Raw genomic sequence first — 13,675 nt, 5'->3', positions numbered from 1 at the left:
ATCTGCTGTGGATAGTTAATCTTCACATCGTTGTGTTCATATGTCAATAAAAAAATTGATTTTTTGATCACAATAAATGTAAGCCTTATAACTCGACATATAGATAATCAATATTTTATCATTTAATTATATATATAATATATAATTAATATTCATTATCAAATCACACCAATATATTTCTTCATTCAAAAATACAAAAACAAACTTGACAATATGTTTATTTTGATCATTAAATGATCTATACAAACATATCGGAGTAACTATGAACAGACCATTACTACAAATTGCCCTGGACCACACAGATTTGAAGGCAGCTCTTGAATCGGCAGGAAAGGTTGCAGAAGAAGTAGACGTTATTGAAGCAGGAACGATCCTTTGCTATGCCGAAGGGGCTAAAGCAGTAAAACAGATACACGGTGCATATCCCGATCATACCATCGTTGCCGACCTGAAGGCGGCGGATGCCGGAGAAGTGGTAGCAAATTTGGTGTTTTCCCGGGGAGCAAACTGGATGACATGCATCTGCAATGCTCCACTGGCCACAATGGAGGCGGCCAAAAAAGTTGCGGACACATACAGCGGCGAGATACAGGTGGAGCTATACGGAGCGTGGTCATTCGATCTGGCCGCAAAATGGCTCGATATCGGCATCCACCAGGCGATCTACCACCGGGGGCGCGACGCTGCGGCGGCCGGACAAAACTGGAGCGATGAGGATATACAGAAGATCCGGCATCTGGGAAAAATGGGTTTTGCAGTTTCGGTTACAGGAGGACTTGCACCGCAGGATCTATCACTGTTTCGGGGGATTCCGGTGAAATGCTTTATTTCGGGTCGATCGCTTTACGAGGCGAAAGATCCCATAGCCGCGGCCCGTGCCTTCAAACAGGCGATTCGGGATAATTGGAACCAGGAATGACCCTCCAGGACGTGAAATTCGGTATCTACGAAAAAGCCTTGCCCGAAACGGCATCCTGGCCGGAAAAACTGGATCTGGCGAAACGCCTTGACTTTTCCTTTGTGGAAATGTCCATCGACGAATCAGACAGACGACTGGCCCGTCTCGAGTGGACAAGGGACGAACGGAAGGCTTTCATGAATTGTGTCTTTGATTCGGGAATTTCCGTACCATCCATCTGCCTTAGCGGGCACAGGCGGTTTCCTCTCGGCAGCCATAATCCCGATATCAGAGCAAGGGCTCGGAAAATACTTCATGACGCTATCAACTTTTCCGCCGAGGTCGGAATCAGAACCATCCAGCTTGCCGGCTATGATGTGTATTATGAAGCGGGAGACGACGACACCTGGCGATGGTTCATAGACGGTCTGAATGAGGGAGTTCAGACGGCGGCAAAGGAACACGTTATGCTATCCATGGAGATCATGGACACACATCGCATGAGCTCGATTGTACGTTTCATGAATCTCAAGCGAATGATCATGAATCCCTGGTTTACGGTATATCCCGATCTGGGAAACCTGACCGCCTGGGGCAACGATGTCGTGCAAGAATTGGAGCTTGGGAAGAATCTCATTACGGCAATCCATCTTAAGGATACACTGGCGGTGACAAAAACATTTCCCGGTCAATTTCGTGATGTACCGTTCGGTGACGGCTGCGTCGATTTCGTCGCAGCGTTTCGAGCCTTGAAAAGGCTACACTTTACCGGCCCATTTCTCATGGAGATGTGGTCGGGGAAAGGAAACGACCCGGTCAAAGAAATAGAGGAAGCCAGGAAATGGATCATTGCAAGAATGAAAGAAGGCGCTTACATCAATGAGTAAACATATAGATACCCTTATCGAAGCGGTTTTCAAGGCGAACCTCGAACTTCCTGTTCGGGGCTTGGTAACCTTCACCTGGGGAAACGTCAGTGCCGTCGACAGGAAGCAAGGGTGGATTGTGATCAAACCAAGCGGCGTTCCCTATGAAAAATTACAAGTCGAAGATATGGTCGTCACCGATATGGATGGAAACATCGTGCACGGAACAAAACGCCCATCCAGTGACCTGGCAACCCACATCGCGTTGTACAAGGGATTTCCCGGCTGCGGGTCAATTGTTCATACCCACGCAAGAAACAGTACGGCATGGGCCCAATCCTGCACGGACCTGCCCCCTCTGGGCACCACTCATGCAGATTATTTTTTCGGCGCCGTTCCCTGTACCAGAAAAATGACCGACGACGAGATTCAGGAAAACTACGAACTGGAAACAGGCAATGTCATCGTAGAGACGTTCAGGACACGGGCTATCGACCCGGAAGCGGTTCCAGCCGCCCTTGTGGCCGCTCATGGCCCCTTTTCCTGGGGAAAAACACCCGAAGAAGCACTCTATCACGCAGTAGTTCTTGAAGAAATTGCCTACATGGCGATGGCGACCATGTCGATACGGCCAGCTATTTCTCACATGCAACAAACCTTGCTGGATAAACATTTCCTACGAAAACATGGAAAAAACGCCTATTATGGACAATGAGCGTGTATAGATGATACTTATTATTGATGCAGGAACCACCAGTATCCGCGGAATTCTTTACGACGAGGAAGGGAACGCCGCTTTTATCTCTCAGCACCACTCCTCACCTCAATTCTTGACCGACGGCCGTGTCGAGCAAAATCCGCTTATCTGGAAGCGGCTTCTGGAAACGGCCCTCAAGGAAGCTGTTGCGCATCTTGATCAACACCACCTCCCCCTTGAGGCAATCGGGTTAACGGCATTCAGATCCCCTGTCTTTCCTATCGATAAAAATGGCAAGCCGCTTCTTCCGGCAATCATGTGGCAGGATAAAAGGACCGACTGCCTGCTGGAGAGGTTTAGCTCCCACAATCTGGATATTTATCTGCGTTCGGGGCTTCCTGTTTCTTCGGTCTTTTCCGCCATCAAAATGTACTGGATCCAACAATACAAACCGGAAGAATACAAGCAATCATGGAAGCTTATCGGCATCTATGAATATCTTCTCTTCCTGCTGACGGGACGAATGGTCACCGATCATTCCGTGGCCAGCAGAACAAATCTCTTCAACCTGCAGGCCAAGGATTGGGACGACACACTCATATCATATTTTGGTATTGATAAAGCCAAACTGGCAGAACTTGTTTCTCCAGGCTCTGTCTGCGGAGAACTATGCAAAGAGATCCGAAAAGAGCTTTCGATAAGCGGATCGATTCCGGTCGTTGCGGCGGGCGGTGATCAGCAATGCTCGGTTTTGGGATTCGGGATCACCACCCCCGGAACCATCACGGTAAATACCGGTACAGGTGCTTACGTCCTTACCATATCGCCAAGGCCTGTTAGAAACGAGGCATGTTCAATATATTCCAATGTGGCCGCAGCGGGAGCCTACCTCATCGAATCTTCACTATCGACCGCAGGAACAGTATATCGCTGGTTCGCGGAGCTCAGTATAGAAACGACCACAACGGAAAAAAAGAAATTCTCCCTGCTTGACAGGGAAATCGCACAATCGCCTCCAGGTGCAAACGGCGTTATGCTTATTCCCCGTTTCAAAGGTCCATCCGATTCGACTGGTCAGACCTTTTCAAAGGGAGCATTCCTCAATCTTGATCTCTCAACAAAACGAGGAGATATGGCCCGGGCAATACTTGAAGGCATAGCCTTCGAACTACATGACAGAATCATCGAGATAGAATCACAAACCAACACTCATAATCGAATTTTTGCATCAGGAGGCATGACAAGATTCCCCCTATACAATCAGATCCTTGCCGATATATTTCAAAGGCCCGTAACAAGCATGAAAAACGGGGAAGCAACTGCATTCGGGGCATGGCTGAATACAAACCGGGCATTCACGGCGTCTCAAACAGGTGTAAAATTTTCTGACAGCATGAAAGCAGCGGAAGCCGACATCTACCTCCCTCATAAAAAGCACTCCGCGTTATACCGCAGCATATTGGAAAGGCGTAAACAAACAATGAAAGCCCTTGGTTACTCCTGAAACAGAAGAACGCCTTCAGAGGAAGATACAAGGATAGTTTTTTCAAGTCGGGGCAAAAAGAATGCAAGCTCCCCCAAATCTCTAACCCCCTCTTCCAAATATTCAAAAAGCTGGGAGGGTGAAAAGTAGAAAAATCCCGATAGTTCCGACACATTGCCTGAAGCGGCTTCATCTATGCGATCCCAGAGGGCAAAAATTTCAATAATATCATGAACGATCTCGCCTTCTGCCTGTAATCCCCTGTCAATAAAAAGCTTTAAAAGGTATATCTGCTGAACCTCGCTCATTGCCTGATCAGGCTCATCTGATATTCTGCCTTCCAGCCAGAGAGAAAAATCAAGAAAAAATCGGGAAGGGGTGATTCCAAGTCTTTCGATAATAATGTCAAACCACGGAACAGCATTTCCCTGGTTGTAGAACAGATCAATTGCAGAAGCGATACGTGAAGCAACAGCCATATCTTCGGAATGAAAGCCGGATGATGAGCGGACAAGATAGGGATCATCGCTATCTCGGACAAGACCGAAAGAGTCAGCGTTATCGAATAGTACGGTTCCCGGAAGAACAGCAAGAGGAAAGATATCGATATGGTTCGGTACCATGGAGAAGGCAAAGTCAATGCTTGCAAGAAACCCCTCAAGGGAATCCCCGGGTAAACCGTAGATGAGATCAAAACCATACACGACTTCGGCTTCGTGCAGGAAGAGTACTTTTCGGCGGAAATCATCCTGTTTGATGCTTCGATTGATGTTACGGAGTACCTTTGGATCGGCACTCTGCAGCCCAATTTGGAGGGAACAGGAGAGGCAGGAAAAGAGTTCGGCGAGTTCCTGATCAAGAAATTCACTTCTGACTTCAATGTTGTAATGAATATCGGGCGCAACTTCTTGCATCAAGCGCAGTAGTTTCTTTGCCCTTGTACGATTGTGATTAAAGGTAGGGTCGAGAATAAAAAGTTCCCGGACTCCGGAACGGGCGAAGAGCTCAAGTTCACGAGTAATCCGCTCCATGGAGAAATATCTGACCTGTTCGGAGCCCTTGGATTCAAAACAAAAATGGCAACGGAAGGGACAGCCCCTGGAGAGTTCCCACAGCAAACCGGTATAAGCAGCCGGATCCAGCATCCCGTCCAAATAAGGAGAAGGAAGAACGGTAAGATCAACGCTCTGCGGGAAAAGGACTGAGGTACTGGGTCTACCGGCAAGAAGCATATCCAGTCCCTGAAGAATCGATCCCTCACCTTCTCCGGGGAGGAAAAGATCAAAACAGCCCGGGTATGTTTCACCGAGGCGATGCCAATCAGCCGTTACCTCCGGTCCTCCCGCAAAGATCGGAAGATCGGGCAGTTCCTTTTTTATCTGCCGAGCGATTTCAATACTTTTCCGCCTATTCCAGAGGTATATGGAAAAAGCAAGGATATCGGGCCGCAGTTCCTTAATAGCCGCTACACAAAAGGCTATATCCTGATCAAGGAAACAATCAAGAATAATCGGTTTAACCCGGTCCCCGTGGCGTGCATGAACGAGGGCCGCAACCGAAGCCGCACCGAGAGGAACGGCACGGGATCCCCGATCGATATGAATCGAGACCATAACAAGCTTTTTTATGGAACTAGGCATAGCCGAGAGTATATACGTGGAAAAGAAAAGCGTGTCAACGGCCCTTCCCCGCAAAGCTTTCATGAATTACAATATCAGCATGGTTACGAAAGAAATGATACGGCAGATTCCCAAAGTGGAGCTGCATGACCACCTGGATGGAGGATTGCGGCCAGAAACCATTGTCGAACTTGCTGATGAATATGGCATTGCTCTTCCCGAAAAAGATCCCGAACGCCTTGCTCAGTGGCTTCACCGGGGTTCCGACAGAAAAAGCCTGCCCCTCTACCTCGAAAGTTTCGGGGTGACGGTGGCTGTTCTACAGAAAGCCGAGGCCCTTGAACGCGCTGCTTACGAGGCGATTCTCGATGTGGCAAAGGAACATGTGGTCTACATCGAAATACGCTTTTCTCCGGTACTGCACCTCAAAGAGGGACTGAACGTGGAAGCGGTAGTTGAATCCGTTCTTAAAGGACTTGAGCGAGGCCGCAGGGAAACGGGGACCGAATACGGGTTGATTCTCTGCGCCATGCGAGATCAAAGTGTCGCCATCAGCCTTGAAATCGCCGAGCTTGCCGTTGCCTTCAGCGACCGTGGCGTCGTCGGCTTCGATATTGCAGGTGACGAAAATGGACATCCCCCTAAAAAACACCTTGAAGCCTTTCAATATATACGCAATCGGAATTTCAACATCACCATTCACGCAGGGGAAGCCTTTGGTTTGGAATCGATCTGGCAGGCCATTCAAATCTGTGGAGCTCACCGCATAGGCCATGCGACCCGCCTCATTGAGGATATGTCGGTCCACGGTACCAGGATCGAAAAAATGGGGACACTTGCCCATTTCATCCGGGATAAACGTATTCCGCTTGAGGTGTGCCTCTCAAGCAATATCCAAACCGGTGCCGCCCCCAATTTCGACGATCATCCCTTTCACATCTACTTTCGCAACGGTTTTCGTGTTTTTCTCAATACGGATAACCGCCTTATGAGCAATACGACCCTCAGCAAAGAGATGGAATTGGCGGTAAAGCACTACAATCTAAGCCTAAAGGATCTTGAACGGCTGACCATAAACGCCATGAAAAGTTCATTTGCTCACTACGATGAACGAATCAAAATCATCTATGATGTTCTGAAACCGGGATACGCTGAGGTGGAAAAAACATCAGGTTATAATGGACATTAAGCAGAAGGCGGATTCTAAAAGGCCCCATAGGGATGGAGATCTTCAAGATCGATTCTGATGCGAACGGTGCTCCGATATCCGCCCGCAGAAACTGCGGATATCGGTGCTTCGGTCAACACGGCACGTCCGGTAGCGACGCGAGGTTTATTCGGTTCTATGGAGCGCAGATAGTCCCGGAAGGCCTGTTTGATTGCCTGCCGATGAGCCTCGATGCGGCCGAGATACCCGAGAGAGAGTGCCGCCTCCGCACTAGCCGACGCAGAAGCGTGCACCCCGCTATTCCAGAACCGCAGACGAAGCATCTGATCCGACGAGAGATCGTAGCGGATCCTGGCAAAAAATTTATTCCCGCGCATCCAGGTATCGAGTACGCGCAAGGCAGGATCACCCCAGGGGATAGTCGCCACAGGATCGGCATGAAAAACCTCGCTGACCCCTCGGCTACGATCAAGAGGAGTATACTCCAGTCGATAACCGTAGATCATCCCCGAAATCACAAACTGAGCCTCCTCAAGAAGCCGATGAATTGCCTCCTCCCGTTTTAACGGAACAGGAGCGATCGGAAGAATCTCAGGCTTCTGAGACTTACTCTCTTGGGAATCGCCTTTATCAGTCGTGGGAATGGAAACAGAGGGTGTAAGTTCGACCCATAATTCCGCAGTAAGAAAATCGACTTGCCCATCATACGCCCAAAGGGGAACAACAAGAAAAAAGAAAAGAAGCGGCCACCCAATTCTTTTTAGGGAAAAACCAATCCTCATCTCCTTCTGCCGCCGCGAAACACCTCTATGGGATTGATGTTAAGACGAATGAGGAAGTAGAAAAATGCGAAAACGAAACCTGCCAGATGCGTGAGATGAGCCACACCCGAGTTAATGGATAAAAGTTGGCTAAAAAGTTCGATAGCGGTATATCCGATGACCAAAAGCGGGGCCTTTACCGGAATAATTCCCATAATGTAGATGTTTGCATACGGAAAGTAGACGGCAAAGGCAAGAAGAACCGCAAAAATCGCTCCTGAGGCTCCTAACAAAACAGCGCCGTACATTCCGGTGAGCGTATAGACAATAAAAGAGAAGAGACCGGCCAGGAATCCCGTCAAAAGATAGAAAAGCAGGAATTCACTGCTCCCTATGCGGCGTTCGACCTGGGTTCCAAAGAAAAAGAGGCCGAGCATGTTAAAAAAGATGTGGCTTATATTGGCATGCGTAAACATATAGGTAAAAAACTGCCAGTAGAAGCCTTTACCGATAATTAAACCGGGAATCAGGGCGGTATAATAGCGGCTTTGGGGCGATATGGTATTAAAAACAAAAAAAACGATATTGACGATGATAATGCCGAATGCCGCGTTGTAATAACGATAGCGGAACGGTCTTCTGATGATCGATCTGTTATCCATGCTTTCCTTCCTACAAAGAAAGTAGTCAGTTTTTCTCCTCGGGTCAACCGGATAAAAAGAAAAGAGAAGGAGGCGGCTCTATCGTTGACCGATAAGGCCTTCTGTTCGTATGCTAAGAGAAAACCACTAAACGGAAAAAGGAGAGACAGATAGCTTCAAATAAGCGTGCAACAGCCGACTACTACAGCCAGTTGGCAAAAAAAGAGGGATATCCCGCTCGGTCGATCTACAAGCTTGAAGAGATCGAGAAACGTTTTGGGGTGATCAACACAGAACTTCCCATCCTGGATGTCGGAGCAGCACCCGGTAGTTGGAGTCTCTTCATTTCCAGATTAATCAAAGCTAAGGGATTACAACCGACCATTGTTTCTGTTGATTTAAAAGAAATGACGGTCTCAAAAAAAAGCGGTATCACCGTCATCACCGGAGATGCCTTTGCGGGAGATGCATACCAAAGCATTCGAGGCATGGGCCCCTATGGTACCATTGTCTCCGATGCGGCTCCGGCTACGACCGGCAACCGTATCGTCGATACGGGAAGATCGTTTTCGCTTGCATCATCGGTTATCACCCTTGCAGAAGAACTTCTCGCCCCGGGTGGAAACCTGGTTGTTAAGATTTTCCAGGGAGGAGATGAGCAAGAGTTGATGGAGATGGTGCGCAGCCGCTTTTCTCAGCTGAAAACCCTCAAGCCTAAAGCGTGTCGTAAAGACTCTTTTGAGACCTATTTGATCGGACTAAGGAAAAAACACAATGGGTGACGCAAAAATCGCCGCACGTGGTTCCACATTACTTTTCCTCGTACTAGGAACCTATACCGCCCTCATCTTCTCCTCCTGTGCGTCCCTGTCCCCAGTCGGTTCTTCGAGAACCTCACCATCCGCAGCGGGAAACATGCTCACAGGCCCTGCCGCAAAAACCCAGCAAGCACTGATCGATTCCGCCTATACCCTACTCGGAAAAAAGCGGCTTGCCGTAAGAGGTAAAAACTTTCGCCTGGATTGCACTGGAGTCGTGCAGGCAGTCTACTGGGGAGCCGGTATCGATCTCGTAGCCCCTCTTTCCCGCTATACGGGAAACGGTGTGTCACGATTATATGCCTATCTCAACGATCAAGGACTACTTGAAGAAGCAAGCACTCCGAGTCCAGGAGATCTCATCTTCTGGGACGATACCTACGATCGGAACGGCAATGGCAAAGTTGATGATTCTCTTACCCATATTGGTATGGTTGTTAACGTTTGGGAAAACGGCGATCTTGAGTATATTCATCACAATTATCGAAAGGGCATAGTCCTCGAAAAGATGAATCATAAGACTCCATCCTTATACACAAGGAAAGAGAATGGTAAGACCATTATTGTCAACAGCCCAATGCGTATGCGGGGAAGTCCGGCATACGATAAGACCTTGTCGGGAGAGCTCGTGCATGCCTGGGGCCATGCCTACCTTCTTGCCTATTAGCTAGTGTTCCGAATCCTGGTGGTAATGTGTTCTTTTTGCAGGAAAGCTCCTTGATTTTTCCCTCTTACCTGATTTTTATATGTGTATCTTTGTAAGTGCCAATAAGAAAAAGAATTGCATGCTGTGAACCACCAATATTCGTAACACTAACAAAAAAACACTATAGGACTTGATATCATACTGTTTTAATAGTATTTTACTCTCATTGAATAGTTCAATACGGAACTAATGGTCATCGGTCGGAGGAACACAGCATGAGCACACATTACATTGGTAGCGAAAAGGAACGAGTCGCCCTGGATACCTTTATAAAACTAAACAGGGCCCTCCAGGACCTTTCCGATCGAACCTTTGCAAAAGCACCGTTACCGGCTTCGCTTTCTCCTGTACGATTCGGAATCCTTGAGACGCTCTATCACCTTGGTCCGTTGTATCAGAACGAGTTAAGAGAGAAGCTCCTTAAGTCGAAGGGAACCGTTTCAATCTCTGTCGAGCAGCTTGAGCGAGCCGGCTTGGTGTCACGGAGCGAGGGAAACGAAGATCGCAGGTTTCGTAAGGTGGCTATTACCGAAGAGGGAACAGGATTGATTAGTGCCTACTTTCCGCAGTATACGGCAGCACTAACCAAGGAGATGGAATCGCTGACCATCGAAGAACAGCGATTATTAGGAAATTTGGCGAAAAAGCTCGGAAAGAAGGAGGAGCAAAAATGAAAATCGCCGTTGTATTTTATTCAATGTACGGTCACATGCATGCCATGGCAGAGGCAGCCCTGGAAGGAGCCGTAACCGTGCCGGGAACAGAGGGAGGCCTCTATCGATTTCCCGAAACGCTTGATCCCAAGGTTCTGGAGATGCTGGGAGCTACTGAAGTACAGAAAAAATTGTCGTCGATACCGGAAGTGACCCTTGATGTCATCAAAGATGCGGACGGTATCATTTTCGGCATTCCCACCAGATTTGGAAACATGCCTGGCCAGGCTCGCGCTTTTTTTGATACGACCGGTCAGCTTTGGGCCCAGGGAGCTTTGATCGGTAAGGTTGGTAGTGTGATGTCCAGCTCGTCTACCCAGCACGGTGGTCAGGAAAGCACAATCCTCACCTCCATCGTAACACTTATGCACCACGGAATGGTTATTGTTGGGCTCCCCTACTCATTCCAGGGACAAATGACCATAGACGAAATATCAGGAAGCTCTCCTTATGGAGCCTCGACGATTACCGGAGGAAAGGGGGAACGCATGCCCAGTGAGAATGAGCTGTCAGCGGCGCGGTTCCAAGGGGAATACGTGGCCGAGATTGCAAAAAAACTGAGCACATAACACCATCTTCCGCAACACGCATAACAGGGCCTGTGACACTAAGAAGATGTCATGGGCCCTTCCTTTTTGTACACCTCTCATCTGTCGCTTCCGGACCGTTTTCCTTTTGTCCCCTTCTTGCCTCCCGAGCCGCCGAGGCAAGGACCGGTTTATAGGGGGTAAGCATGAATGTCTTCATATTCCTGACCATCTTCCGTTGAACGGGAGGTAATGATGTTATTCCCCCGATTAATCGATATCCCAATAAGGCAAGAGGACGTTTGTGAGGCAAGGTTTTATAGATCTTGTTCCGATGATAAAATCGATGATCCCCGTGGAACACCATCCGAAGATGCATATATACTTCATCGCGAAAAAGGTTCATGCCTGCGATTGCAGGAAAGGTTTGCGATTTCCGGTAGGAATATTCCTGTGCCGTGTCTATCTTTTCGGCCAGGGTGTCAATACAGCCGTCGATAAAGGAGCAATCTTCCGTCTCATCACATATGGTATCGATAAGGCTTCCCCCCTGGCACGCTATGTAGTCGGAAAGTCCTGAATGCAAAACAGGGTTGGAGGTCAAGCTTCCATCCAGAAAAAGCGCAACCTGCTTTCCCGTCAGGAACGGCTGGTGGGTATGAAAAAAACCTCGATCAATAAAGGCTTTCAAAAGAGAGGAAACCCAACGTCCCCGGATGGTCCCGGCAATGACTAACACATCTGCAGGATGGATCTTTTCCTCATAGATCCGCCGAACTTCGTCGGCCTTGTCGTACCGGCACATATTTTTGGGCCCGCAATGAAGGCAGCCCATACAACCACTAAGCATCTTGATACGATTCAAATCGACAATCTCCACTCCACCGGAAAAGCAGGAGGCAAAACGTTCTATCATGTTCCCAAGGCTGCCTTCCGTAGAGTCCGCAATTACCGTTATGTTACAAGCTTCTACAGAGTGGATGCTCACTGGCGTTGAAACTGAGTGATACCTTGGTTTCTGCGGAGGAATCGAAGGAAACTGCTGGCAGGCAGGATGTTTTTGTCCTGCAAGATGAAGAAAAAAGGAAAAAAAGTGTTCAAGGGCCTGACGACCTTCGGCCTTTGTCAAATCATCCATGGCGGGAGAGTGCATGGCAATGAAGTTCATTTTCCAATCTTCGCAGACCGCCTTGATATAGTCATGAGCAATGTGGTCGAAAAAGTGGATTGAGGTAGAGAGACTCGCCGCAGGCTTTCCTGCAAAAGCCTCAACAACACCTCGTTCCTCCACTAATTCGACAAAACGAAGATACTGGGAACAAACGCAGAGAATATAGAGGGGAAAAGCCCAAAGAATTGCATCCGCCCGGCGGATATCCTCTATTAACTGCTCAAAGGCCTCTTCATTTTCTTCAAGACGCCGGATATCATGTGCGGGAAATCGCTTCTGAAATATAATCTCGGGATATTGTATCTCAAGATAATGTACATACTGCATTGTTACACTGATTTCACCCTTGGGGCTTCCTCCCAAAACAATCATCTTCATCTCTTTTCCCCCTTATCAATTTGAGAAAGTTCATGCAGGGAAGCATCACACCACTCCCGGATGCCTTGGTAATACCGAAGTCCAAATTCGACTGTCATTTTCCAATACGGTCGTCCTGCCGCAAACGTACCTACCGACTGCTCAGGAAGGTTTTTTCCATGATCTTCCTCCAGATGAGCCTTAATCTGCTGAAGATTTTTGATCATGGCAGAGCAAAATGCGGATTCATTGTGAAGCTTGTCTTCAATAATGTTAGGAGATATCCATTGTCCGAAAAAAAGTTGCAACAGCAATTCTTCCCGCAGGATTTGCCTTTCCGGACTTCCGGCAAGCCAATCCAGAAAAAACTGTCGCCCCTTCGCCGTTATGGTGTACACCTTTCGAGGCGGAGCGGAGCCGCCTTGCTGGATATCCATAGTAACAAGGCCCTCTCTCATCATTCGTTTAAGGACTGGATAAATGTTGCCGTAGTTTTCATTCCAGAAATGTCCAATGCTGTGATCACTTATCTTTTTTATGTCGTATCCGCTCATTGGTTGATAATTCAGCATGCCGAGAATGGCATATTGCGTTTTATTTGTACGTGCCATGATGTCTCCTTGCGCATGAATATATTTAAGATATATATCTAAAATATATAGTAAACTACAAAGACCTTTTTGACAACACCGCGTTACAATACGGAGGCGATTCCTAACTCAAAAAAAGCGCTGTCTGGTAACTGGTAGGTAATTCGTCAGCCGTTCTGCTTCTGTTGATGCTGTTCCAGCAGATCTACCACATCTTGGAACTCATGCCGGTTCGCATCATCAAGATTAATTAGGGCTTTGTGGGCTCGAAGGATCATGTTGAGATTATCATTCTGCTGGGAGGCGGTATGAGAGCCTCCCACTTCAAGTTCCTCAAGGCTTTCCGGGGTATCGAGGGATGAAACGATATGAAAAATGCGATCAAACCTGACACTACGAAGTATTCTGTTGATATCGTTATGGGGGCTTATGAGGGTAACGGGGGGTTTGCCCATGCGTCGGGAACGCTCTGCAATTCGAGCAAGGAGGCCAAGATTCGTTGAGTCGATAAAGACCGCATCGGAAAGATCGACAACAACATCACGGTATTCCTGGGAAAGAAAATCATCTAAAAACATATCAAAACCGGAACTTCCGGTATACTTCAAATTCCCTACCATTCGAATAAAGGTGATGCCCTCGCGTTCAGCCACAAAGTAT

The 13,675-nt window shown here is 47.9% G+C and carries 15 protein-coding genes; 9 read left to right on the top strand and 6 right to left on the bottom strand.

What is annotated here, in order from left to right:
- The first annotated feature begins 262 nt into the window (after positions 1–262).
- Genes ulaD through SPIRS_RS01525 form a run of 4 tightly spaced genes read left to right on the top strand, consistent with a single transcriptional unit; the run spans position 263 to position 3,965 of the window.
- The gene (ulaD, locus tag SPIRS_RS01540; RefSeq protein ID WP_013252925.1) at positions 263–919 is read left to right on the top strand and encodes a 3-keto-L-gulonate-6-phosphate decarboxylase UlaD; all 657 of its coding nucleotides are present in this window, start codon (positions 263–265) and stop codon (positions 917–919) included.
- Positions 916–1,785: an L-ribulose-5-phosphate 3-epimerase gene (locus SPIRS_RS01535; protein WP_013252924.1), complete on the top strand. Its 870-nt coding sequence runs from the start codon at positions 916–918 to the stop codon at positions 1,783–1,785. The genes ulaD and SPIRS_RS01535 overlap by 4 nt, the downstream gene beginning before the upstream one ends.
- Entirely contained in the window at positions 1,778–2,479 is a 702-nt protein-coding gene (locus SPIRS_RS01530; protein WP_013252923.1) for an L-ribulose-5-phosphate 4-epimerase, read from the top strand. Before SPIRS_RS01535 ends, SPIRS_RS01530 begins: the two co-directional genes overlap by 8 nt.
- 10 nt (positions 2,480–2,489) lie before the next feature.
- A complete protein-coding gene (locus SPIRS_RS01525; RefSeq protein ID WP_013252922.1) occupies positions 2,490–3,965 on the top strand; it encodes an FGGY-family carbohydrate kinase in 1,476 nt (491 codons plus the stop codon).
- Here the strand turns inward: SPIRS_RS01525 and SPIRS_RS01520 are convergent.
- Positions 3,956–5,584 carry a B12-binding domain-containing radical SAM protein gene (locus SPIRS_RS01520; protein WP_041866182.1) on the bottom strand — a complete coding sequence of 543 codons (1,629 nt, stop codon included), beginning with the start codon at positions 5,582–5,584 and terminating at the stop codon, positions 3,956–3,958. The genes SPIRS_RS01525 and SPIRS_RS01520 overlap by 10 nt on opposite strands.
- Before the next feature lie 16 nt (positions 5,585–5,600).
- Here SPIRS_RS01520 and SPIRS_RS01515 point away from each other — a divergent pair, with 16 nt between their 5' ends.
- A complete protein-coding gene (locus SPIRS_RS01515) occupies positions 5,601–6,752 on the top strand; it encodes an adenosine deaminase (protein WP_245537665.1) in 1,152 nt (383 codons plus the stop codon).
- A 14-nt stretch (positions 6,753–6,766) separates the two neighbouring features.
- Here SPIRS_RS01515 and SPIRS_RS01510 read toward each other — a convergent pair whose 3' ends face one another.
- Together SPIRS_RS01510 and SPIRS_RS01505 are read right to left on the bottom strand one after the other, a co-directional pair.
- Positions 6,767–7,513: a hypothetical protein gene (locus SPIRS_RS01510; RefSeq protein ID WP_013252919.1), complete on the bottom strand. Its 747-nt coding sequence runs from the start codon at positions 7,511–7,513 to the stop codon at positions 6,767–6,769.
- Positions 7,510–8,154 (bottom strand): rhomboid family intramembrane serine protease, encoded by a 645-nt coding sequence (locus SPIRS_RS01505; RefSeq protein WP_013252918.1) that lies wholly within the window; start codon positions 8,152–8,154, stop codon positions 7,510–7,512. The genes SPIRS_RS01510 and SPIRS_RS01505 overlap by 4 nt, the downstream gene beginning before the upstream one ends.
- Before the next feature lie 191 nt (positions 8,155–8,345).
- Here SPIRS_RS01505 and SPIRS_RS01500 point away from each other — a divergent pair, with 191 nt between their 5' ends.
- The 4 genes from SPIRS_RS01500 to wrbA all read left to right on the top strand — a co-directional run bounded on the left by SPIRS_RS01500 (position 8,346) and on the right by wrbA (position 10,939).
- A complete protein-coding gene (locus SPIRS_RS01500; protein WP_245537664.1) occupies positions 8,346–8,915 on the top strand; it encodes an RlmE family RNA methyltransferase in 570 nt (189 codons plus the stop codon).
- Positions 8,908–9,618: an NlpC/P60 family protein gene (locus SPIRS_RS01495; RefSeq protein WP_013252916.1), complete on the top strand. Its 711-nt coding sequence runs from the start codon at positions 8,908–8,910 to the stop codon at positions 9,616–9,618. The genes SPIRS_RS01500 and SPIRS_RS01495 overlap by 8 nt, the downstream gene beginning before the upstream one ends.
- A gap of 254 nt (positions 9,619–9,872) precedes the next feature.
- Positions 9,873–10,331: a MarR family winged helix-turn-helix transcriptional regulator gene (locus SPIRS_RS01490; RefSeq protein WP_013252915.1), complete on the top strand. Its 459-nt coding sequence runs from the start codon at positions 9,873–9,875 to the stop codon at positions 10,329–10,331.
- Positions 10,328–10,939 carry an NAD(P)H:quinone oxidoreductase gene (gene wrbA, locus SPIRS_RS01485; protein ID WP_013252914.1) on the top strand — a complete coding sequence of 204 codons (612 nt, stop codon included), beginning with the start codon at positions 10,328–10,330 and terminating at the stop codon, positions 10,937–10,939. The genes SPIRS_RS01490 and wrbA overlap by 4 nt, the downstream gene beginning before the upstream one ends.
- Before the next feature lie 49 nt (positions 10,940–10,988).
- On the opposite strand, the gene SPIRS_RS01480 is transcribed toward wrbA, so the two are convergent.
- From SPIRS_RS01480 to SPIRS_RS01470, 3 genes are all read right to left on the bottom strand, one after another.
- A complete protein-coding gene (locus tag SPIRS_RS01480) occupies positions 10,989–12,446 on the bottom strand; it encodes an NAD(P)H-dependent oxidoreductase (protein WP_013252913.1) in 1,458 nt (485 codons plus the stop codon).
- Positions 12,443–13,036, bottom strand: a complete 594-nt coding sequence (locus SPIRS_RS01475) for a PadR family transcriptional regulator (RefSeq protein WP_013252912.1) — start codon at positions 13,034–13,036, stop codon at positions 12,443–12,445. The genes SPIRS_RS01480 and SPIRS_RS01475 overlap by 4 nt, the downstream gene beginning before the upstream one ends.
- Positions 13,037–13,182: 146 nt before the next feature.
- Positions 13,183–13,668 (bottom strand): STAS domain-containing protein, encoded by a 486-nt coding sequence (locus tag SPIRS_RS01470; RefSeq protein ID WP_245537663.1) that lies wholly within the window; start codon positions 13,666–13,668, stop codon positions 13,183–13,185.
- Positions 13,669–13,675 lie beyond the last annotated feature (7 nt).

Source organism: Sediminispirochaeta smaragdinae DSM 11293 (genome assembly GCF_000143985.1).
In the GTDB taxonomy this organism is placed as follows: domain Bacteria; phylum Spirochaetota; class Spirochaetia; order DSM-16054; family Sediminispirochaetaceae; genus Sediminispirochaeta; species Sediminispirochaeta smaragdinae.
Note: the sequence above shows the minus strand (reverse complement) of the source record. Positions and strands in the feature narration are given on the sequence as shown.